This is a genomic window from Clostridium formicaceticum (assembly GCF_001854185.1).
Classification (GTDB): domain Bacteria; phylum Bacillota; class Clostridia; order Peptostreptococcales; family Natronincolaceae; genus Andreesenella; species Andreesenella formicacetica.
In genome coordinates this window covers 613,439-633,150 of sequence record NZ_CP017603.1, presented here as the reverse complement: position 1 = coordinate 633,150, position 19,712 = coordinate 613,439, and the positions used below count along the sequence as shown (strand labels likewise).

18 protein-coding genes are annotated in these 19,712 nt (G+C 35.7%); 11 read left to right on the top strand and 7 right to left on the bottom strand.

The features are described from left to right. Positions 1–84 precede the first annotated feature (84 nt). The 7 genes from BJL90_RS02815 to BJL90_RS02785 form a co-directional block, all read right to left on the bottom strand. The gene (locus BJL90_RS02815) at positions 85–1,491 is read right to left on the bottom strand and encodes a carbon starvation CstA family protein (RefSeq protein ID WP_070964090.1); all 1,407 of its coding nucleotides are present in this window, start codon (positions 1,489–1,491) and stop codon (positions 85–87) included. A gap of 112 nt (positions 1,492–1,603) precedes the next feature. Next, positions 1,604–2,326, bottom strand: a complete 723-nt coding sequence (locus BJL90_RS02810; protein ID WP_070964088.1) for a LytR/AlgR family response regulator transcription factor — start codon at positions 2,324–2,326, stop codon at positions 1,604–1,606. Beyond that, complete coding sequence (locus BJL90_RS02805) at positions 2,319–4,034, bottom strand: sensor histidine kinase (protein WP_070964086.1); 1,716 nt, start codon at positions 4,032–4,034, stop codon at positions 2,319–2,321. Before BJL90_RS02805 ends, BJL90_RS02810 begins: the two co-directional genes overlap by 8 nt. 311 nt (positions 4,035–4,345) lie before the next feature. Further along, entirely contained in the window at positions 4,346–5,131 is a 786-nt protein-coding gene (locus BJL90_RS02800) for an ABC transporter permease (protein WP_070964084.1), read from the bottom strand. Next, the gene (locus BJL90_RS02795) at positions 5,128–5,772 is read right to left on the bottom strand and encodes an ABC transporter ATP-binding protein (RefSeq protein WP_070964082.1); all 645 of its coding nucleotides are present in this window, start codon (positions 5,770–5,772) and stop codon (positions 5,128–5,130) included. The genes BJL90_RS02800 and BJL90_RS02795 overlap by 4 nt, the downstream gene beginning before the upstream one ends. 15 nt (positions 5,773–5,787) lie before the next feature. Next, positions 5,788–6,099 (bottom strand): PadR family transcriptional regulator, encoded by a 312-nt coding sequence (locus tag BJL90_RS02790; protein WP_070964080.1) that lies wholly within the window; start codon positions 6,097–6,099, stop codon positions 5,788–5,790. A 363-nt stretch (positions 6,100–6,462) separates the two neighbouring features. Beyond that, the gene (locus BJL90_RS02785) at positions 6,463–8,412 is read right to left on the bottom strand and encodes a sensor domain-containing diguanylate cyclase (RefSeq protein WP_070964079.1); all 1,950 of its coding nucleotides are present in this window, start codon (positions 8,410–8,412) and stop codon (positions 6,463–6,465) included. A gap of 362 nt (positions 8,413–8,774) precedes the next feature. On the opposite strand from BJL90_RS02785, the gene BJL90_RS02780 reads away from it, so the two are divergent. From BJL90_RS02780 to BJL90_RS02730, 11 genes are all read left to right on the top strand, one after another. Next, on the top strand, positions 8,775–9,140 hold the full coding sequence (locus BJL90_RS02780) for an ArsR/SmtB family transcription factor (protein WP_070964077.1): 366 nt from the start codon (positions 8,775–8,777) through the stop codon (positions 9,138–9,140). Positions 9,141–9,174: 34 nt separating this feature from the next. After that, a complete protein-coding gene (locus BJL90_RS02775; RefSeq protein ID WP_070972926.1) occupies positions 9,175–9,669 on the top strand; it encodes a permease in 495 nt (164 codons plus the stop codon). After that, positions 9,657–10,187 (top strand): permease, encoded by a 531-nt coding sequence (locus BJL90_RS02770; protein WP_070964075.1) that lies wholly within the window; start codon positions 9,657–9,659, stop codon positions 10,185–10,187. The genes BJL90_RS02775 and BJL90_RS02770 overlap by 13 nt, the downstream gene beginning before the upstream one ends. Positions 10,188–10,898: 711 nt before the next feature. Further along, positions 10,899–11,909 carry a TRAP transporter substrate-binding protein gene (locus BJL90_RS02765; RefSeq protein ID WP_070964073.1) on the top strand — a complete coding sequence of 337 codons (1,011 nt, stop codon included), beginning with the start codon at positions 10,899–10,901 and terminating at the stop codon, positions 11,907–11,909. Positions 11,910–12,047: 138 nt separating this feature from the next. Beyond that, complete coding sequence (locus BJL90_RS02760; protein WP_070964071.1) at positions 12,048–12,557, top strand: TRAP transporter small permease; 510 nt, start codon at positions 12,048–12,050, stop codon at positions 12,555–12,557. Next, positions 12,558–13,835, top strand: coding sequence for a TRAP transporter large permease (locus BJL90_RS02755; RefSeq protein ID WP_070964069.1), 1,278 nt, complete (start codon positions 12,558–12,560; stop codon positions 13,833–13,835). An 80-nt stretch (positions 13,836–13,915) separates the two neighbouring features. Next, positions 13,916–15,574 carry a dihydroxy-acid dehydratase gene (gene ilvD, locus BJL90_RS02750; RefSeq protein ID WP_070964067.1) on the top strand — a complete coding sequence of 553 codons (1,659 nt, stop codon included), beginning with the start codon at positions 13,916–13,918 and terminating at the stop codon, positions 15,572–15,574. A gap of 39 nt (positions 15,575–15,613) precedes the next feature. Then, positions 15,614–16,408, top strand: coding sequence for an IclR family transcriptional regulator (locus BJL90_RS02745; protein ID WP_070964065.1), 795 nt, complete (start codon positions 15,614–15,616; stop codon positions 16,406–16,408). 40 nt (positions 16,409–16,448) lie between these two features. Then, complete coding sequence (panB, locus tag BJL90_RS02740) at positions 16,449–17,282, top strand: 3-methyl-2-oxobutanoate hydroxymethyltransferase (protein ID WP_070964063.1); 834 nt, start codon at positions 16,449–16,451, stop codon at positions 17,280–17,282. A gap of 71 nt (positions 17,283–17,353) precedes the next feature. After that, entirely contained in the window at positions 17,354–18,211 is an 858-nt protein-coding gene (gene panB, locus BJL90_RS02735) for a 3-methyl-2-oxobutanoate hydroxymethyltransferase (RefSeq protein WP_070964061.1), read from the top strand. A 302-nt stretch (positions 18,212–18,513) separates the two neighbouring features. Beyond that, complete coding sequence (locus BJL90_RS02730) at positions 18,514–19,695, top strand: pyridoxal phosphate-dependent aminotransferase (protein WP_070964059.1); 1,182 nt, start codon at positions 18,514–18,516, stop codon at positions 19,693–19,695. Positions 19,696–19,712: the final 17 nt, after the last annotated feature.

Below are 19,712 nucleotides of genomic sequence, written 5' to 3'. Positions count from 1 at the left end.
TAGATTTAGGATTCAATCCTTAGTAGCTGCTTAAAACGATATGTCTAACTTTTTGAGATCAGACCAAGCAAGGGGTTTTTATTATTATGCTGATATTTTTGTTTTGTCTGGCAGTTTTTTACCAAGCAGCAAGAAACCTACTAATAGTGCTAGGGCTACTGATATACCCATTGGATATGAGATGCTGGTAGCTAAACTAAGACCTTCTGGAGCTTGTAGTATATAGGTCACTGAAACTGCCGTCATAAATGTAGCAGGTATAGTGGCAATCCAGTGAAGCTTGTTATTAACTGCTAGATAAGCTGCAGATGTCCAAAGAACCATCATAGCTAACGTTTGGTTGGACCAAGCAAAGTATCTCCAAATGATAGTAAAGTCAATTAATGTTAAGCCATAAGCTATTACAAAAAGTGGTGTAGCTAATAAAAGCCTTTTTGCAATTGGTTTTTGCGTAACATTAATGGAATCGGCAATTGTAAGTCTAGCACTTCTAAAGGCAGTGTCACCAGATGTGATAGGTGCTGCAATAACACCTAGCATGGCAAGGAAACCACCAATGGGCCCCATTAATTCTCTAGAGATAGCGTTTACAACAACTGCAGGTGTTCCTGCTGCCAGCAACCCTTCAGTACCACCAAAGAAAGTCATGGCTGCTGCTGCCCAGATTAAAGCGACAATACCTTCTGCCAGCATTGTACCGTAGAATATTCTTCTACCGTATTTTTCATTTGTTACACAACGGGCCATCATCGGTGATTGCGTAGCATGGAAACCACTGATTGCACCACAGGCAATCGTTACGAATAATAGCGGCCAGATTGGAAGATTGTTAGGATGCATGTTTTGAAGGGTTATCTCTGGAATTTGGTACCCTTTAAAGACTAGTCCCCCTACGATACCAGCAGCCATAATGATTAGAGCGGCTCCAAATAGTGGATAAATTTTACCGATGATTTTATCAACAGGTAAAATGGTTGCTAGGAAATAGTAAGCAATGATTATGGCTACCCAAATAGAAAGATGAATACCTGTAAGGTTAGCTAGTAGTCCTGCCGGGCCGGTCATAAATACTGTTCCCACTAGGATTAATAGTATTACAGAAAAAGCACGCATAACTTGTTTGACAGCGTTACCAAGATAAATACCAACAATTTCTGATATACTAGCACCCTTATGACGAATTGAAAGCATACCTGAAAAGAAATCGTGCACGCCACCGGCAAATATTGAACCAAATACAATCCATAAAAATGCAGCAGGTCCCCAAAGAGCTCCAGAAATAGCACCAAATATAGGACCAAGACCTGCAATATTTAAAAACTGGATTAGGAATATTTTTTTCCAATCCATTGGCACATAGTCTACACCATCTTCTTGCTCATTTGCTGGCGTAGTTTTTTCTTCATTTACACCAAATACTTTTTCAACAAACTTACCATAAATAAAGTAACCTAAGACAAGTGCAACAATTGATAATAAAAATGAGTACATTGCTATATCCTCCTTTTATTTTAATTTAAGTGATATAGGTAAATTATACTTATTCTTATTTTCTAATTGTTGAGATTTATCATGAGTTACATAATAAAGCACATGAAATGCATTACACAACGCCTATTATTTTTTTGAATTCTTGCAGATAGCTTCTACTAACAGGAATTTCTGTATCCTCAAGCCCTACCATCTTTAAAATGTAGGTATTGTTAAACCACGGTATAATTTCTTCTATTTTTTCTAAGTTTACAATATAACTCCTGTGGGTGCGAATAAAAAGAGAGGGGTCTAGTTTTTCATAGGTTGTCTGTAGTGGTCCTGCATCTGTTAGTGTACCTTTTGTAGTTTCGATGATGACCTTTCTATCATCAACCGTTAGGTATAAGATATCCTCTGGCCCTACCACCACCATCTTATCACCTTTCCAAAAAGTTAGTTTTTTTAGAAGTCTTTTTGTTGTTTTATCTTTTCTCAGTTTTTTTACCGCCTTGTCTACGCTTTGATCTACGCGCTCTTGTGAAAATGGTTTAAGCAAGTAGTCAACTGCATTCAGAGAAAAGGCTTCAACAGCATATTGATCGTAGGCAGTGGCAAAGATAATAGCAATTTCTCTTGATTTTATAATTTGAGCAAACGCGATCCCATTGTCATCGTTTATTTCAATATCTAAAAAAATAATATCTATCTGATGAGTATTTAGCACTATGACGGCATCGTCTAGGTTATCTACATCTTTGATAATTTCCACATCTTCATTCCTTGATAATAGATACTTTAGTTCTTCGCGAGCAGGCATTTCATCATCCACTAGGAGTGCTTTTAGTTTATCCATTTTTCAATCCTCCTTGTGCTAAAGGTATTCGAAGCAGTACTGTTGTTCCTTGTCCAGCTTCTGTTTTAATATCTATGGCGTACTTGTCACCATACAGATTCTTCAGCCTTTCATTAACATTTGATAGACCTATCCCACAGCCTTTTTTTGTGCCTTTATCTAAAGCGTATTTTATCCCAACACCGTTATCTACAATAGCTATGAGCATATCTTTTCCTTGTTTTCCAGCACTTATTTTTATGTTTCCGCCACTTTTTTTTGGTAATAATCCGTGTTTGATAGCGTTTTCTACAAGGGGCTGAAGGATTAACGGTGGCACAAAGCAACTTTCTCCTTCAACGATATCAAATTCTACATTTAGTTTTTCACCAAACCTTGCTTTTTCTATAGCAAGATAAGATTTTACATGTTCTATCTCTGTGTTAAGTGATACAAGGTCAGTTGTTCTTTGAAGGTTTTTCCTAAAGAAATCACCTAAGTGCAGTAACAGTTCTCTAGCACTATCCGGTTTTGTTCTAATAAAAGAAACGATAGTGTTTATTGCGTTAAATAAGAAATGAGGATTAATTTGAGCTTGAAGAGCTCTAAGTTCAGCTTTACTTAAGTCGCTTTTTTGTTTTTCTATATTACTTAATTCTATCTGGGTGGAAAAAAGTTGGGCTAAACCGCTGGCCAATTCCATATCTATTGACGAAATACCATGGGGTGATTTGCTAAAAAATACAAGAGATCCGATGGAGGTATCTTTATTTTTCAACGGTACCATGACAGCAGAGCTTAGCTTGCAGCTCTCGTGGTTGCAACCTATTTCACATTTTGTATGTCCTATACTATAGTTTCCAGTTGCAATAACTTGTTTTGTAAGAAACATCTTTATTTCCATACCAGCTTTATGGTGATCTTCTCCAAGGCCTACAAAACCTAGTATCTTTTCTGTGTCAGTTATTGCAACAGCATCAGACGCGTTGTACTGGTGAATTACTTTCACTGCCCATTGGGCTGATTCGTAGTCTAAGCCATGGCGAAAGTAAGGAAGTGTTTTATTGGCAATGATCAGGGCTTTTTGAGCCTGTTGGGCAGCAATTTGTTCTTTTTCACCATATATGTTTTGAATTACCATGATAAATACAGCTATGCCTAAACTATTTAGTACAGTCATGGGTATAGCTATCATCCTTACTAATTCCAAGGCTTCATGGAAGGGTTTTGCCAAAAGTAGAATCATGACCATTTGAGTAAGTTCAGCAACAACTCCTATATAAAAAGCTGTTGTAGGTTTTATATTTTTTCCTTTGTGTCTCTTTTTAATATAATCTCCTATATATCCCCCCATATATCCTTCTATTATGGTGGCTATTCCACAGGCAACAGCAGTAAATCCGCCTATATCAATTGCGTAACGATGTATACCTGCTATTAGACCTGCTCCTAGCCCAACTACAGGACCACCGATGATACCTCCAGTTACCACACCAACAACTCTAGCATTGGCAATTGCTCCTTTAACAGGAAATCCGTTGTATGTGGCAAGTATACCAAAAAGTCCGAATATAATAATTAGGATAAGCTGTCCCCTAAGCCCAATTCTTTCATTGTCTGCAACTAGGCTTTTGAAGTGTCGAACCTTAGTTAATAAAAAAGCTATGAGAACAATGATTCCAAGGTTGTTTAAAAGACTTCTAAATATATCATAAGTCGTTATTTCCATGTTATTACCCCTATCTTTGTTATTAAATAAATCGTGTCTTCACGTTACTTTTCACTGGATCTTTTATTCATTTAATTTATACCTTTTTTCTTAATTTAGCTATCATTATTACTACTTACGAAATTGATTTTTTTGATATATCTTCGGTATGCTATCATACTTTGCTATAGTATATATTATATCATTTTATATGTCTTGTATTTTTTAAATTTTAAATATAAATATGCTAATGGACAAAAGACAATAAAGCCCATATTAGGCTTAGTATCCAATATAAGGGCTTTATTATATAAATTTAAATAAACTAACGCTTAATCACCAATGATTAACTGACTCTGATCATTAAAGAAAGTCTTATAGCCTAATTGTACAAATAATATAACGCTTAGTGCAACACTTCCAAGAATACCAAGCATAATTGCTATTTGGTATTCGATAGCTGTAACAGGAGAGGTGCCAGATAAAATCTGCCCTGTCATCATCCCTGGTAAAAATACGATACCCATGCCTACCATAGAATTGATTGTTGGAAGGATTGCAGCATCAAAAGCATTATCTACAATTTCTTTTGCAGCTATTTTAGGGGTTGCACCAAGCATCAATGCCGATTCAACAAGATGTCTTTGAGCATGCATGCCATCTACAAGTCTTGTAACTCCAAGCGAGATGCCTGTCATTGAATTCCCAACAAGCATTCCTGCGATGGGTATAAAATATCTAGGATCATACCAGGGAGAAATATTTACTACAACAAATAAGAAATAGATAAGACTTGATAAAGTGCCAAATAGCATAGAAATAGTAATAATCTTTTTAAGAGGTTTTGAAAGTTTGACCTTTACTCTTTTAAATATATTATAAATAGCAAATATCTCCATGACTGCTACCACGATAATTGTATATAGTGGATTGATATGATCAAATAGATAAACAAGGATATAGCCTGTTAATATAAGCTGTATTGTCATTCTTATAGTAGAGATAAGAATTTCTTTTTCTCTTGAGATACCTCTGGCCCTTACGATAAATAGCAAAATAACAATAAAGATATAAGATGCTGCCATTTGCCATAACTGAAGATTTATCACACCATTCATTCCTTATTCCCCCTTTGACTTACTACCATACCCTTCTTAATTTCAATGATTTCATCTGAAAAATCATTTGCTACTTTTTTGGAATGTGTGACCATAATTAGGGTCTTGTTGTTTTGCTTCGTATAGTTCACTAATGCATCAATAATGATATGTTCTGTATCTTCATCTAGTGCAGAAGATGGTTCGTCTAACAAAAGAACTTCTGGTTCCATAAGAATGACCCTAGCGAGGGCGATTCTTTGTTTTTCCCCACCTGATAGCTTTTCGGCATCTTCATCTAATTTCTTATTTAACTTCACCACTTCTAACACCTGGAATAGTTTGTCATCTGAGATTGGTTGTTTTTCAGAAAACTTTAGCCCTATCAATAGATTATCTTTTATGCTACCGCCAAAAATAGCAGGATATTGTGGCAACATCACTACATTTCTTCTTAAGTCTACTGAATTTATCTCTTTTAAAGATTGATTTTCATAAAATATTTCTCCGTAGTCGCAACTAATTAGTTTGTTTAAGAGCTTTAGTAGTGTTGTTTTTCCACTGCCACTTTCCCCTACAATACAAGTCACTTTATGTTTTTTAATCGTAAGTTTTTTGATATCAAGGATATCTTTATATTTTACTTCTTTGAGCAAAAACATAGTCATTCCCCTTTTTTATTTATCTTTAATCTCTTTAAATAATTCATAGGCTTTTCTTCGAGCTTCCTCTAGCACTTCACTACCCAGTGTAGTGATCTTATAGTATTTTCGAATTTTACCATCTATGTTTTTTTCTTCTTTTTCTAAAACCCCCTTAGCTTCCATTTTATGAAGTAAGGGATAAAGCGTTCCTGGACTCATATCATACCCATGTTCTTTAAGTTCGTCCATCATCCAGGCACCGTAGAAAGGTTCTTGTTTTGCATGATGAAGTATGTGAATTTGTATAAAACCTAAAAAAAACTTTCTTAAAATCTGATCCTGCACTTTTACTCCCCCCTAGTATATAAAATATATAGTTCATATTTCGAATTTCGATATCGAAATATGATACGATTATACCATACTAATTTGTTTTCCTCAATAGTGTTTCTCTTATAGATGCGCGCTTCTAAAGTTAAATTTTAATATACACGGTCTACGGTTTCACAGCAAAACCGTGGGTTGCAAATGTAGCCCTTAGCATATTAAGATTTAAGGGCGCACATCTATAACATGTGGATGTTAAAGAAATTTAAAAATTAATTGGTTGATAAAAAAGCTCCTATGCTAGATTTAGAATCTAGTATAGAAGCTTTTTTATATAACTTCAAATGAATTATTAGTTAATCGCTAATGATCGGCTGACTTTTATTTGGATTGCATGTCACACCACGAAGCTACTTGGTTTTTACCTTTTTCCTTAGCATACAATAATGCTTTATCGGCTCTTTTCATCAGCATCTCTTTATTAACAGGTTCATCTAAGTCCCGTAGACTGCTAATTCCTACACTAAGAGTGACTTGGTTAGGCATTTGATCAAATGTGTTTTTGAAGGAGATGCTTTTTTTATTTAGCCAATCTATAAGCTGATTTTTAAAGGATGAGGCGGTAGTTGGCTCATCAGGATTAGTCTCTTTAGTAGAGGCAACTTCTCTGCTAGATATATTAAAAGAATGCTTAGCTACTTTATCCTTGAGCCTTTCCATTAAACTTCTTGCCATTTCAATATTTGTCTCAGGAAGGATTATTACCAATTCATCGCCGCCATAACGAGCCAAGATGTCGCTATCTCTAATATTTTCTTGCAACATAGTACTGACGGTTTGTAATATATGATCCCCCACCATATGACCATAGCTGTCGTTGTGCTTTTTAAAATTATCAATATCTATTAAGATAAGACTTAGATCACGTTGATACCTTTTGGCTCTGATTATTTCCTTTTCTAGAGACTGTTGGAAGTATCGGTGATTGTAAAGCCCTGTTAGTTCATCTCTAATGGCTAGGTTTTGCATAGACTGATGAAGTAAAGCGTTTTTTATTGACATAGATAGTTGAGATATAAGGGTTTCTACAAGGTTACATTTTTCTTGGGTAAGAGGCTGATTTGTAGCTATATTAATTACTCCTATGCATTTCTTTTTTGAACCTAATGGTATGGCATATAGAGATTTAAAACCTTCTTTTTGGCAGGGTATGATTTTAAACTGACGGTCCTCATTTACATCTGCCACCAGCAAAGGTGTTCTCTCTTGAAAAGCTCTGCCGGCTATGCCTTCTCCTACTTTAAAACTTATATTAGCGACGGTTTCTTGAGATAAGCCTCTAGAAGCCTTGATTTTTAACAGTTCATCCTCTTCATCAAAGAGCATTAGTGAGCAGGAGGTTGCATCAGTAATATGGGAAAGATTTTTTAATCCAATCTCCATCACCTGGTCAATTTGGATACTTGCGGCAATTTGTTGACTGGTTTCATACAAAGTATCCACCCGCTTTTTCTCTTTTCGTAATTCCTCTGTCAGCTTAGTGTTATTGATGGCTAATGCGATTTCGCTAGACATGGTTTTTAGCAATAATAAGTCTTTTTCCTCAAAGTGGACGCTTTGATAACTACCTAAAACAAGAACACCTAATTTCTCGCCATAGACTTTTAATGGGATAGTTAACTGCGACTTACATCCAGCAACACATTTAATGTATCGTTTGTCTTTTTGTACATCCTCAGTAAGAAAGGCTTCCCCCTCTTGAATTGCATAACCAACTAAACCTTCCCCCATTCGGAAACTAGTTTTATAGATAAACTTTTCATCTACATTTGCACTGGCCACCAATTGGAGATGATTGTCTTCTAAAAGAAATACTAAGGCAAAATCTCCCTTTAAGTGGGTATTAATTCTAGCCATCACTGTATCCAATAATTCTTGCAAGGATGAAGATGTATGTATCGTTAAAGCGGTGTCATATAAGATTTGGCTCTCCAACGTGACGATATCGATATATTTATGTAACTTACTAACTATATACATAGCGGATATTGATTCTTCAGGGAAAGTATTATTATCTAATTTATAGAGATTATCTCTATAGATATTTTCTAAAGACCTATAGACTTTATCAAAGATTTTAAATGAATAGATGATAGTAGCAATACTTCCAAGAGAAAGCATCAAATAAATGCTTCGCCATAAAAGATGCCACTCATTAGGCTGCGGTAATAATTCTACTAAGACCAAAAGCATCGTTAACAAGGACATTATTACAAAAATAGAAGAAATATAAAGCCAATGTTTTGAAAAAGAACTTTTTTTATGCAACAAATTATTTTTGCCTCCTTAGTATAAGTAATTTTCTATTGGACGACTATTTATCCTTCGGTGTATTGCTAAGACGCCACTTTAAACAGTGGGAGATCAAGCACTACATCTTCTAAATAAATTCGGCTGCAATTCAGAAGCAGTAAAAACGCTCCCTGAATTTAGTCTCATTTTATTTTAACTTACTATGAATTTTTTGCAAGCAAAAAAGTTCTTTAAATAATGATGGAACAAATAATTGTCCATATACTTGCTAGACCGGATTTTCTTAAAAAATTGCTATTTAGTTTGTTTTTAATCTTGACAGTATCAATTAAGTATAATATGATTCAATTAATAAAATTCTTAATCAAAAGGAGTAGAGAATGGATCAAATCCTGCAAATATTTAAAGCACTTAGCGATGAAACGAGACTAAAAATATTAATTATACTTTCAAAAAAAAGAATATGCGGTAAAGGAATAGCAAAACACTTAGGTGTGTCTGAAGCAGCAGTGTCACAACATATAAGAGTTCTTAAAGAGGCAGGCATTATTGTTGGTGAGAAGGTAGGGTATTATGTTCATTACGATTTGCAAAAGTCAAAGCTTTCAGAAATAATAAAGTTTATTGAGGAAATGAATAATGATTATATAGTGAGTAGCTGCCAGTTAGGTATGCATATACCAAATGAATGCAGTATATCCTGCAAATCAAATCAAAATAAATGCTGTCAAAGGAATAATAAATAAAAATAAATTTAAACCTTTTGAGAGGACTGAGGCTATGAATAGTTATGTGATGTATATAGTAGTAATAGTGCTTTTAATCATTTCTAGTTTTAAAGATAAGAAAAAGACAAAATTAGCTCTAAAAAAGGCATGGAAATCCTTTGAAAATATTCTTCCTCAGTTTTTAGGGGTGATCATGTTGGTAGGTATACTGCTTGCTGCTTTTAATGCTGAAGTGATATCGAAAATAATAGGCAGTGAATCAGGATGGTTAGGTGTGATTTTTTCCGCTGTTGTTGGTGCTATTACATTAATTCCTGGATTTGTAGCATTTCCTACAGCAGCTATGCTATTAAATAGTGGGGCAGGTTATATGCAAATAGGCGCCTTTGTATCCGCACTGATGATGGTAGGTGTTGTAACCGCACCTGTTGAAATGAAGTATTTTGGCAGACGGCTCACTATTATGAGAAACGTATTGGCATTTTTGTTTTCCTTTGTTGTAGCATATATTATCGGAAAGGTGGCTGGTGGAATATGGTTTTATTAAAGAAATATAGGTTTTTTCTTACTACTACCTTTATTATGCTCCTTATATTTCTTATAAATAAAGAAATGGCAGCAAAAGCTATGAACATCACGGGTTATAGTTTTAAAGAAATGATTTTAGTGATACCGCCAGTTTTTGTACTTCTAGGTCTGCTAGATGTATGGGTTCCAAAGGAAATAATGATGAAATATATGGGAGAGAAATCTGGTGTTAAAGGGATTGTTTTAGCGATTATACTGGGCTCAGCAGCAGCAGGACCGTTGTACGGTGCATTTCCTATAGCAGCTGTATTTATGAAAAAAGGCGTGAAATTTAGTAACGTATTAATTTTTATAGGGGCATGGTCTACTACAAAAATACCGATGTTCTTATTTGAGCTTTCTGCATTAGGGGGAAAATTTGCCATCACGAGATTGCTTGTAGATATTCCAGGAATTATTTTAATGGCTTATATCTTATGTTTCTTTGTAGATACAGAGGAAATAAAAAGAATCTACGAAAATGCTGAAGCAATGTAAAGTGTGATACGTGCTACGGGGCTCCTGCCCCTAAAACCATCTGCTTGAAATCTTTACAATAGAATATGGAATTTTTTTTATTAAAAACTACTTTTCCGTGATAGAAACAATCATTGAAAAAGTAGTTTTTTATTTTTAGTACCAATAGATAAAAAGGTATTGCAAAACAAAGCAAATACAAGGTGCACTAAAGATGATTGCAAATATAGAACATAGTACCTAAGCACCATAAATTATACATGAAATAAAAAATATTCTAAAAAAAGAAAAAAATGGGTTGCCTTTTATGTCGAGTTTTGTTATTATCATAACAAAGATGTTCTACAATTACGATATATGTTCTATAATTAAGAACAACTCGGAAAAATTTCGCAAAATATAAACTTAAATAGATAAAAGCTTGTAATTAGTAATGTTTATTAATTTGAAAAAAACATAAAAATTTTATTCCCATAAAAGATAACGTTATCAACAAAATGTAGCGCAAAATAAAATAGGTGAAATATGTAAAAAAAATCTCATATATTGGAGAATTAAGGAAGATTATTCAAATAAATCGTTAATTATTAATCAATGACAACGATGTAATTAAGCATAAATAAATAAGATAAGAAAGGTGGTGACATTAAAAAATAGTAGTTAAGTAATGAAAAAAAGAGAGAAATTAGTTTTGTATCATTTAAATTTGAATTTATTACAGGGGGGAAAAATATGAAAAAAGGTTTTGCATTGGTAATTGCTTTAATGATGTTGATTTCTTTGATAGGATGTGGTAAACAGCAATCTACTGGTGGAGATGCTAATCAAGCAAATGGTGATTCAAAGGCAAGGGTATTAAGGATAGGTACAACAGCAGCTCCAGATGGACACTATGTAAGAGGTTTAGAAGTATTTAAAGAAAAGGTAGAAGAGTACTCTAATAACCAAGTAGAGGTTCAAATTTTCCACAGTTCTCAATTAGGAAATGAGAGAGACTTAGTTGAAGGCGTTGCTTTAGGAACCATTGAAATGGCTATTAGTTCATCAGGTCCGCTACCTAACTTTTCTTCAGACTTTATGCTATTTGATTTACCTTTCATCATAACAGATAGAGATAAAGCTTATGATGTTATGGATGGCGCCATTGGACAAGAGATATTAGCAACATTAGAGCCTTCCGGAATAAAAGCACTTGGTTTTTGGGAAAACGGATTCAGACATATTACAAATAGTGCTGAGCCAATCGTACATCCTGAAGACGTGCGAGGAATGAAGGTTCGAACCATGGAAAATCCAATTCATATCGAAACCTTTAGACATTTAGGAGCAACAGCTACACCTATGGCATGGAGTGAAGTTTTTACGGCATTACAACAGGGAGTAATTGACGGACAAGAAAATCCATTAGTTATTTTGGAAACAGCAAATGTATATGAAGTACAAAAAAATGTATCTTTAACAGGGCACTTTTATTCTCCAGCTGTAGTGATGATTAATCAAGACCTGTTCAACAGCTTTTCACCAGAAATACAGGAAGCCATACTAAAGGCAGAAAATGAGGCTAGAGATTGGCAAAGAGATTACAGCAGAAGCTTAGATGAATCATTAATAGAAACATTACGTGGAAGAGGCATGGTTGTTACAGAAGTTGATAGTGCAGAATGGCAACAAGCTGTTATGCCTGTATATGATAAATTTACAGATCAAATCAATGCGGATTACATCAAAGCATTAACAGAATAGTTGGCCAGAGGTACAAAGGAATAGAGCACAATGCAAGATATTGTGCTCTATTCACCCAAAAAATAGGTTTAGAAAAATTGGTTTATTCAGTAACGTATCATTGTTATTTGCATGTTATATCTTCAAAGGAGGAAGAAGATGCGAAAAATACTTAGTATTATAGATAATTTTGAAGAAATTCTCATCACTATATTACTTCCACTAATGTGCGTTCTTGTTTTTATGGCTACCTTTTTTAGATACACACAGTTAGTAGCGGTGCCATGGGCGGAAGAATTAGCTAGATATATTTTGGTTTGGATTATATTCTTAGGAATAGGTACAGCCGCTAAAAAAAATGCACACTTTTCTGTACAAATTTTAGATGAAATTTCACCAAGTTTTTTTAAAAAAGTATTATACATCGTGAGAATACTTGTAGTTACTGCCTTCTGTCTAATCATTGTTTACTTGGCTTTTGGCATATTAAAAGCTCAGATGAGGATGGGACAGACATCTCCAGCGCTAGGGATACCTATATGGATGGCATACTTTTCTATACCGGTAGGATGCTTCTTGATGGTGGTTAGAACACTGCAATTTTCTATAAATAAATTTAAGAATGAATGGATGTCAAAGAATAAAGAAATTAAGGAAGGGGTGAGTTAATTGACAGTAGCATTATTTGGAACATTATTTTTGATGTTATTGCTGACTGTACCTATCGCAATATCCATGGGGGTAGCGGTACTAGTAGCCCTATATACAAGCGACGCTTTTACACCTTTGCTGGTGATTGTTCAAAGAATGTTTACGGCGGTAGATAACTTTCCCTTTATGGCAGTTCCTTTCTTTATATTAGCCGGGAATTTGATGGAAAAAGGAGGAATCTCCAAAAGACTTATCAGTTTCTCAAAAATGATTTTAGGAAAACTACCCGCCAGCTTAGCAATTATTACCACTGCAGCTTCAGCCTTTTTTGGGGCTATATCCGGTTCGAATCCCGCTACTGTAGCTGCAATTGGGGGGTTGATGGTTCCAGAAATGGTGAAGGTAGGATATCCCAAGGATAAAGCGGCAGCTATTGCTGCATCTTCTGGTACTTTAGGGGTAATTATTCCTCCAAGTATTTCTATGGTTACCTATGGGGTAACAGCTTCAGTATCTGTTGGTACGATGTTTATAGCAGGGATTATTCCAGGTTTATTATTGGCAAGTGGCATTATTATCACCAGCATTATCACCTGTAGACAGTATGAAGAAAAAGATCAAAGTATATTTAGCCTGAAGGCATTTGGTTTGGCCTTCAAAGATGCTATTTGGGCACTATTGATGCCTGTAATCATATTAGGTGGCATCTATGGCGGAATTTTCACCCCAACAGAAGCCTCGTCAGTTTCTTGTATCTATGCGTTGATTGTTAGCCGATATATTTATAAAGAAATAAGCTATAAAGATTTACCAAAGATTTTTTCTAAGTCTGCCACCAGTACAGCTGTTGTGTTATTTATTGTGGCTTTATCTGCCCCCTTCTCCTGGTTGATGACTAGTGCAGGCTTACCAACACAAATTGCGCAGACCATGTTAGGAACACTGCAAAACAGGTTCTTAATACTGTTTATGATTAATGTCGTTCTATTGCTTTTAGGATGCTTTTTAGAGACACAATCTATTATTTTATTAATGACACCTATGCTATTACCATTAGCTGCACAATTAGGCATTCATCCAGTTGCACTAGGAATCATTATGATTATTAATACTTCTATAGGAATGATCACACCACCTATGGCAGTAAACTTATTCGTAGCCACTGAAATCTCAAAAATAACCCTGGAACAGATTAGTAAAAGAATTCTTCCGTTTTTATTTGCAGAAACACTGGTTTTGTTACTACTAACTTATTTTTCAGATATTATTATGTGGTTACCAAGTGTTTTAAGTTAATGGGGTTGAATCGTAAATTAGCACACTGGATTTATTTAAGTTAAAGGATAAGTATATAAAACATTAAAGGAGGAACTATCATGAGAAGTCATACCACAACAAAAGGTTTAGAAAGAGCAACCCATAGAGCCTTATACTATGCTATGGGTTATTTACCAGAACAATTAGACAAGCCGTTAGTCGCTGTTGTAAATAGTCACAATGAGACAATGCCTGGCCATGTACATCTAGATACTATAGCAAAAGCAGTAAAGGAGGGAATCCTAGCAGCAGGGGGAACACCTATTGAATTTCCAACCATTGCCTTGTGTGATGGTATTGCCCAAGGTAACTATGGCATGCATTACCCTTTAGCCAGTAGAGAGTTGATATGTGATTCTATTGAATGTATGGTGAATGGTCATTCCTATGATGCCATGGTACTAATAACAGAATGTGATAAAATCACACCTGGTATGCTTATGGCTGCAGCTAGGTTAAATATTCCTGCTATTATGATTAGTGGGGGCCCAATGCAGACAGGCTTCCATTGTGGAGAAGAGGTGGGCTATACAGATTTGATGGAGGCCCAAGGTTTAGTACAAAGAGAGCTTATGACGAAGGAAGAACTGGCTGAGTTTGAACAAAATGCATTACCAGGATGTGGCGCATGTAACATTTTAGGAACAGCCAACTCTATGAACTTCTTATCAGAAGCTCTAGGTTTAACCTTACCGGGAAGCACGATCCCTGCTACATCAGGAAGAAGGATTGCTTTGGCAAAAGAAACCGGCATGAAGATTATGGAACTTTATGAGAAAAACATAACACCTAAAGATATTTTAACCAAAGAGGCCTTTTATAATGCATTAGTAGTAGACATGGCCATCGGTGGTTCTAGTAATACATTGATTCACTTACCAGCAGTGGCAAATGAAGCAGAAGTGGAATTTGATATGAAGATGGTGGAGGAAGTATGTGCCAAAACACCTCATTTAGTAAAGCTAAAGCCAGCTGGAGCACATTTCCCAGCAGATTTACATAGAGCAGGTGGAATTACAGCATTGATGGGACAACTGATGGAGGCTGGATTGTTGCAAGATGCCTTAACAGCAACTGGCAAAAAAATATCAGAGAATGTAGCCAATGCAAAGGTGACAAATACAGATGTTATTCGTTCAATGGACAATCCTTATTCAGAGACAGGAGGCATTTCTTTATTATATGGTAATTTAGCACCGGATGGATCTGTTTGTAAAAAGGCAGCAGTACTGCCTAAGATGTTAGTACACAAAGGTCCAGCAAGAGTCTTTAATAAAGAAGAAGATGCTGTAAAAGCCATCTACGGTGGTGAGGTTGTTGAAGGTGAGGTAGTTGTTATTCGTTATGAAGGGCCAAAAGGTGGTCCAGGTATGAGGGAAATGCTATCCCCTACATCTGCTATCATTGGTATGGGCTTAGGTGAAAAAGTAGCTCTTATAACAGACGGAAGATTTTCAGGTGCTACAAGAGGGGCAGCTATTGGACATATTTCTCCAGAAGCAGCTGACGGTGGGCCAATAGCATTGATAGAAAATGGAGACATCATCAGTATAGATATACCAAAGGGAATACTCACTCTAGAAGTCAGTGATGAAGAGCTAGCCAAGAGAAAAGAAAATTGGGTAATGGAAAAGCCACCTGTAAAGAAAGGAAGTTATTTAGATAGATATTCAAAATTAGTGGATTCTGCCATGACAGGAGCCATCTTTAAAAGATAGAAGAATCATGAATATCGTAAGGATGGAGGGAGAATCGTTATGAATACAACGAAGGGAATTCTTCAATCGGTAGGAAGAGCCGTAGAGGTTTTAAAATGTTTTGCTGAACATGGAGAGCTAGGTGTGACAGAAGTCAGCAAGTTGATGGATCTTCATAAAAGTACTACATATGGATTAATAGCTACATTAGAAGCCTATAAACTGCTAGAGCGAAGTGCAGTCAATGAGAAGTATAAGCTGGGCATTGAACTGTTTCGTTTGGGAACAAAGGTAAAAATTGATTTGAAAGAAATAGCTAGTCCTTATTTAGAACAATTAGCTAATCATTATAAAGAAACTGTACATTTAGTTATTCGTGACGATTGCCATGTCCTTTACCTAGACAAAATTGAAAGTCCCCACTCTATGAGAATTTGCTCAAGAGTAGGGGAACGGTTACCATTGTTTTGCACCGGGGTAGGTAAAGCAATTTTAGCTAATTTAGATGAGCACGAAATAAAGAGTGTGCTTGATAGAACGAAGCTTACCAAGTGTACAGAGCACACGATCGTTAAGAAAAATCAATTGATAGAGCATTTAAAGAAAGTACAGGAGCAAGGGTATGCAGAGGATAGTGAAGAGTTGGAGCTAGGGTTACACTGTATTGCGGCACCAATATTTGATTGTAATAGTAAACCCCTTGCTGCCATCAGTGTGGCAGGGCCTGTCTTTAGAATGACGCAGGAAATACAGCAGGAAATTATTAAAACCCTTATAGAGGTTACCTCAGATATATCTCAAAAATTAGGTTGTCAGCCTAAGTTGTCGAAGACACTAGAAGGATCAGAAGAATAAATTAATCATCAAAATATTTAAGAAAAGGATGTGTGAGAAAATGAGTAAGCAAAAAATAACAATTCCAGAATTACAAGAGAAAAAAGTAAAAGGTGAAAAGTTTAAAATGATTACCGCCTATGACTATCCAATGGCTTCTATTATTGATAAATCAAGTGCAGAATTAATATTAGTAGGGGACTCGCTTGGTATGGTTATTCAAGGTCATGATAGCACAGTGCCAGTAAATATTGAAGATATGATTTATCATGTAAAGCTGGTGAGAAGAGGGGCACCCAATACCTTTATCGTAGGAGATATGCCCTTTTTAGCTTACCAAGCATGTGAAAAAGAAGCGATTAGAAATGCTGGGCAATTGCTTAAAAGTGGCGCTGACTGTGTAAAAATGGAGGGTGGTCTTACAATTGTAGACAAGGTAAAAGCAGTTGTAGATGCAGGCATTCCCGTAATAGCTCACATCGGTTTGACACCACAAACAGCTTCTATGGTAGGTGGATTTAAAGTGCAAGGGAAAAGTGAAGAGGGGGCACAAAGACTTATTGATGAAGCAATCGCATTAGAAAAGGCAGGTGCTTTTGCAATTGTATTGGAGTGCATTCCTACCCCATTAGTAAAAATTATTGATGAGAAAATAAGCATTCCAACAATCGGTGTTGGGGGAGGGCCACATACTACAGCACAAAATCTAAATGCTTATGATTTAGTAGGCATCTTTGATAAATTTGTTCCTAAGTTTGTAAAGCAATATGGACAACTAGGAAGCCAGATGCTAGATATATTCAATACATGGTGCAGCGAAATTGATAGTGGTGTATATCCAGAACCCAAACATGGATTTACAATGAAGGATGATGAGTTGAAAAAGCTGTACTAATTTGGATAGAAGCTTGTTGATAGACTTTTTACATAATTTAAGTTACTAAAATCAAAAGGATGGTGTTTAGAATGGCAAAAAAATCGATTCATGACTTTCACAAAATGGTGGCAGAAGGAGAAAAAATAACCTATCTTACTGCTTATGACTATCTAACTGCAAAAATGATGGAAAAAGCAGGGGTAGAGATGCTTTTAGTTGGAGATTCATTAGGGATGGTATCCTTGGGCTATGATACAACCCTACCAGTAACCTTAGAAGATATGATTCATCACTGCAAAGCTGTTCGCCGTGGTGCTCCTGATACATTTATTGTTGGGGATATGACCTATATGTCTTATCAAATTTCTAATCAACAGGCTGTAGAGAATGCAGGAAGATTAATTAAAGAAGGTGGCTGTGATGCAGTTAAACTAGAAGGCGGCGGTCCAGAAATAGCTGGTAGAATAAAAGCCATCAATGATGCTGGTATTCTTGTGATGGGACACATTGGATTAACACCGCAGTTTATGGGACAACAGGGTGGCTACAAAGCACAGGGTAAAAGTGCTCAGGCTGCAGTAAACATTGTCAATGAAGCCAAAAGAATTGAAGAAGCAGGTGCCTTCAGTATCCTGGTAGAAGGTGTACCAGCTCCTGTAGGTAAGGCGATTACTGAAAGAAGCGGTATCCCTATTTTAGGTATTGGTGCTGGATCTTATACCCATGGACAATTACTAATCTATGCGGATATGATTGGACTATATGATAATTTTACGCCAAAGTTTGTAAAACAATATGCCAATGTGAATGAAATCATGACAAATGCCTTTAAAGAATATTATAAAGAAGTAAAAGAGAAAAACTTCCCGATTGATGGAGAACATACTTATAATATGAAGGCAGAGGAAGAAAAAGAGTTTTTAAACCTGTTAGAAAAGAATGCTTAAAATAAAAAACAGCTGATATCCTCCCCTTTAAAGCAGATAGGAAAAACTGAAAACTATCTGCTTTAAGGGGATTTTTTCATGTGAAAAAACATCGAATATACTAATGAAAAATAGGAATATTAAATAGCAACCTACTTACACTACATCCTCGAAGTAAATTTGCCTATAATTTAGTGGGAGTAAAAACTCCCTTGAATGAAGTCTCATTTTATAGATAATTCACATAAATCATAGCATTAAAAGAGAATTTATATTACAATAAGACTAATAAAGAAAATTGTATGAGAATCAGGAGGAAAGATATGATATCAGAAAAAATAGTAAATAATTTAAGTAGATCTTCGTGGATCAGGGCGATGTTTGAGGAAGGGGCAAAGCTTGCACAAAAATACGGTGCTGATAAGGTATATGATTTTAGTTTAGGGAATCCTTATGCGGAACCTCCTGTAGAGGTTACGGAGGCTCTGAAAAAATATGTATTAAGCGAAGAAAAAGGGCTACATAGATACATGAACAATGCAGGATTTCCTGAGGTAAGAGAAAAGATAGCCAAGTCTCTAAAGAACCAAAGTGGTGTTACATTGACACAGCAAAATGTGGTGATGACAGTTGGTGCTGCAGGGGGATTAAATGTTGTTTTAAAATCCATTCTTAATCCTGAAGAAGAAGTTATCGTTTTTGCGCCATATTTTGTGGAATATAGCTTTTATGCAGACAACCATGGTGGAAAAACCGTTGTTGTTCCACCGGATGTAACTACCTTCGAGCCAGATTTGAGAGCCTTTGAAGATGCGATTACACCAAAAACAAAGGCGGTGATTATTAATAATCCCAACAATCCTACAGGTGTTATTTATCGAGAAGAAAAGTTAAGGGCTATTGCTGAAGTCATAGAAAGAAAAGAAAAAGAATATAATGCAACGATATTTGTAATCTCTGATGAACCCTATGGTGAGATTGTTTATGATAACTTCAAGGTACCAAGTATACTTTCGATTTTCAAGAACGGTATCATTATTAATTCCTTTAGTAAGTCTCTTGGGCTAGCTGGAGAAAGAATTGGCTACATTGCTGTAAGCAGCAAAATAGAAAAGGTAGATATGTTAGTAGATGCATTAACCTTCTGCAACCGTACGCTTGGTTTTGTGAATGCTCCGGGATTGTTTCAAAAAGTTGTAGGAGATGCTTTAGAAGCAAAGGTAGATGTTGAAGCCTACAAAAAGAGAAGAGATTTTCTGTATGATCATTTTACAAGACTTGGATTTGAATGTGTTAAACCACAGGGGGCATTTTATCTCTTTCCTAAAGCCTTTATGGAGGATGATATAGCGTTTGTGAAGCGTGCACTAAAATACAATTTATTGCTGGTACCAGGAACTGGTTTTGGGTGCCCTGGATACTTTAGAATTTCCTACTGTGTAAAATTTGATATGATTGAAAATTCCATCGATGCCTTTGCTAAATTGGCGGCGGAATTTAAGTAGGGAAAGTACACTGTAAT

Bases quoted from the DNA above. Each gene is read 5' to 3' on its own strand.
- BJL90_RS02815 (WP_070964090.1), bottom strand. From the start codon at position 1,491: ATGTACTCATTTTTATTATCAATTGTTGCACTTGTCTTAGGTTACTTT.
- BJL90_RS02810 (WP_070964088.1), bottom strand. From the start codon at position 2,326: ATGGATAAACTAAAAGCACTCCTAGTGGATGATGAAATGCCTGCTCGC.
- BJL90_RS02805 (WP_070964086.1), bottom strand. From the start codon at position 4,034: ATGGAAATAACGACTTATGATATATTTAGAAGTCTTTTAAACAACCTT.
- BJL90_RS02800 (WP_070964084.1), bottom strand. From the start codon at position 5,131: ATGAATGGTGTGATAAATCTTCAGTTATGGCAAATGGCAGCATCTTAT.
- BJL90_RS02795 (WP_070964082.1), bottom strand. From the start codon at position 5,772: ATGTTTTTGCTCAAAGAAGTAAAATATAAAGATATCCTTGATATCAAA.
- BJL90_RS02780 (WP_070964077.1), top strand. From the start codon at position 8,775: ATGGATCAAATCCTGCAAATATTTAAAGCACTTAGCGATGAAACGAGA.
- BJL90_RS02775 (WP_070972926.1), top strand. From the start codon at position 9,175: ATGAATAGTTATGTGATGTATATAGTAGTAATAGTGCTTTTAATCATT.
- BJL90_RS02770 (WP_070964075.1), top strand. From the start codon at position 9,657: ATGGTTTTATTAAAGAAATATAGGTTTTTTCTTACTACTACCTTTATT.
- BJL90_RS02765 (WP_070964073.1), top strand. From the start codon at position 10,899: ATGAAAAAAGGTTTTGCATTGGTAATTGCTTTAATGATGTTGATTTCT.
- BJL90_RS02760 (WP_070964071.1), top strand. From the start codon at position 12,048: ATGCGAAAAATACTTAGTATTATAGATAATTTTGAAGAAATTCTCATC.
- ilvD (WP_070964067.1), top strand. From the start codon at position 13,916: ATGAGAAGTCATACCACAACAAAAGGTTTAGAAAGAGCAACCCATAGA.
- BJL90_RS02745 (WP_070964065.1), top strand. From the start codon at position 15,614: ATGAATACAACGAAGGGAATTCTTCAATCGGTAGGAAGAGCCGTAGAG.
- panB (WP_070964063.1), top strand. From the start codon at position 16,449: ATGAGTAAGCAAAAAATAACAATTCCAGAATTACAAGAGAAAAAAGTA.
- panB (WP_070964061.1), top strand. From the start codon at position 17,354: ATGGCAAAAAAATCGATTCATGACTTTCACAAAATGGTGGCAGAAGGA.
- BJL90_RS02730 (WP_070964059.1), top strand. From the start codon at position 18,514: ATGATATCAGAAAAAATAGTAAATAATTTAAGTAGATCTTCGTGGATC.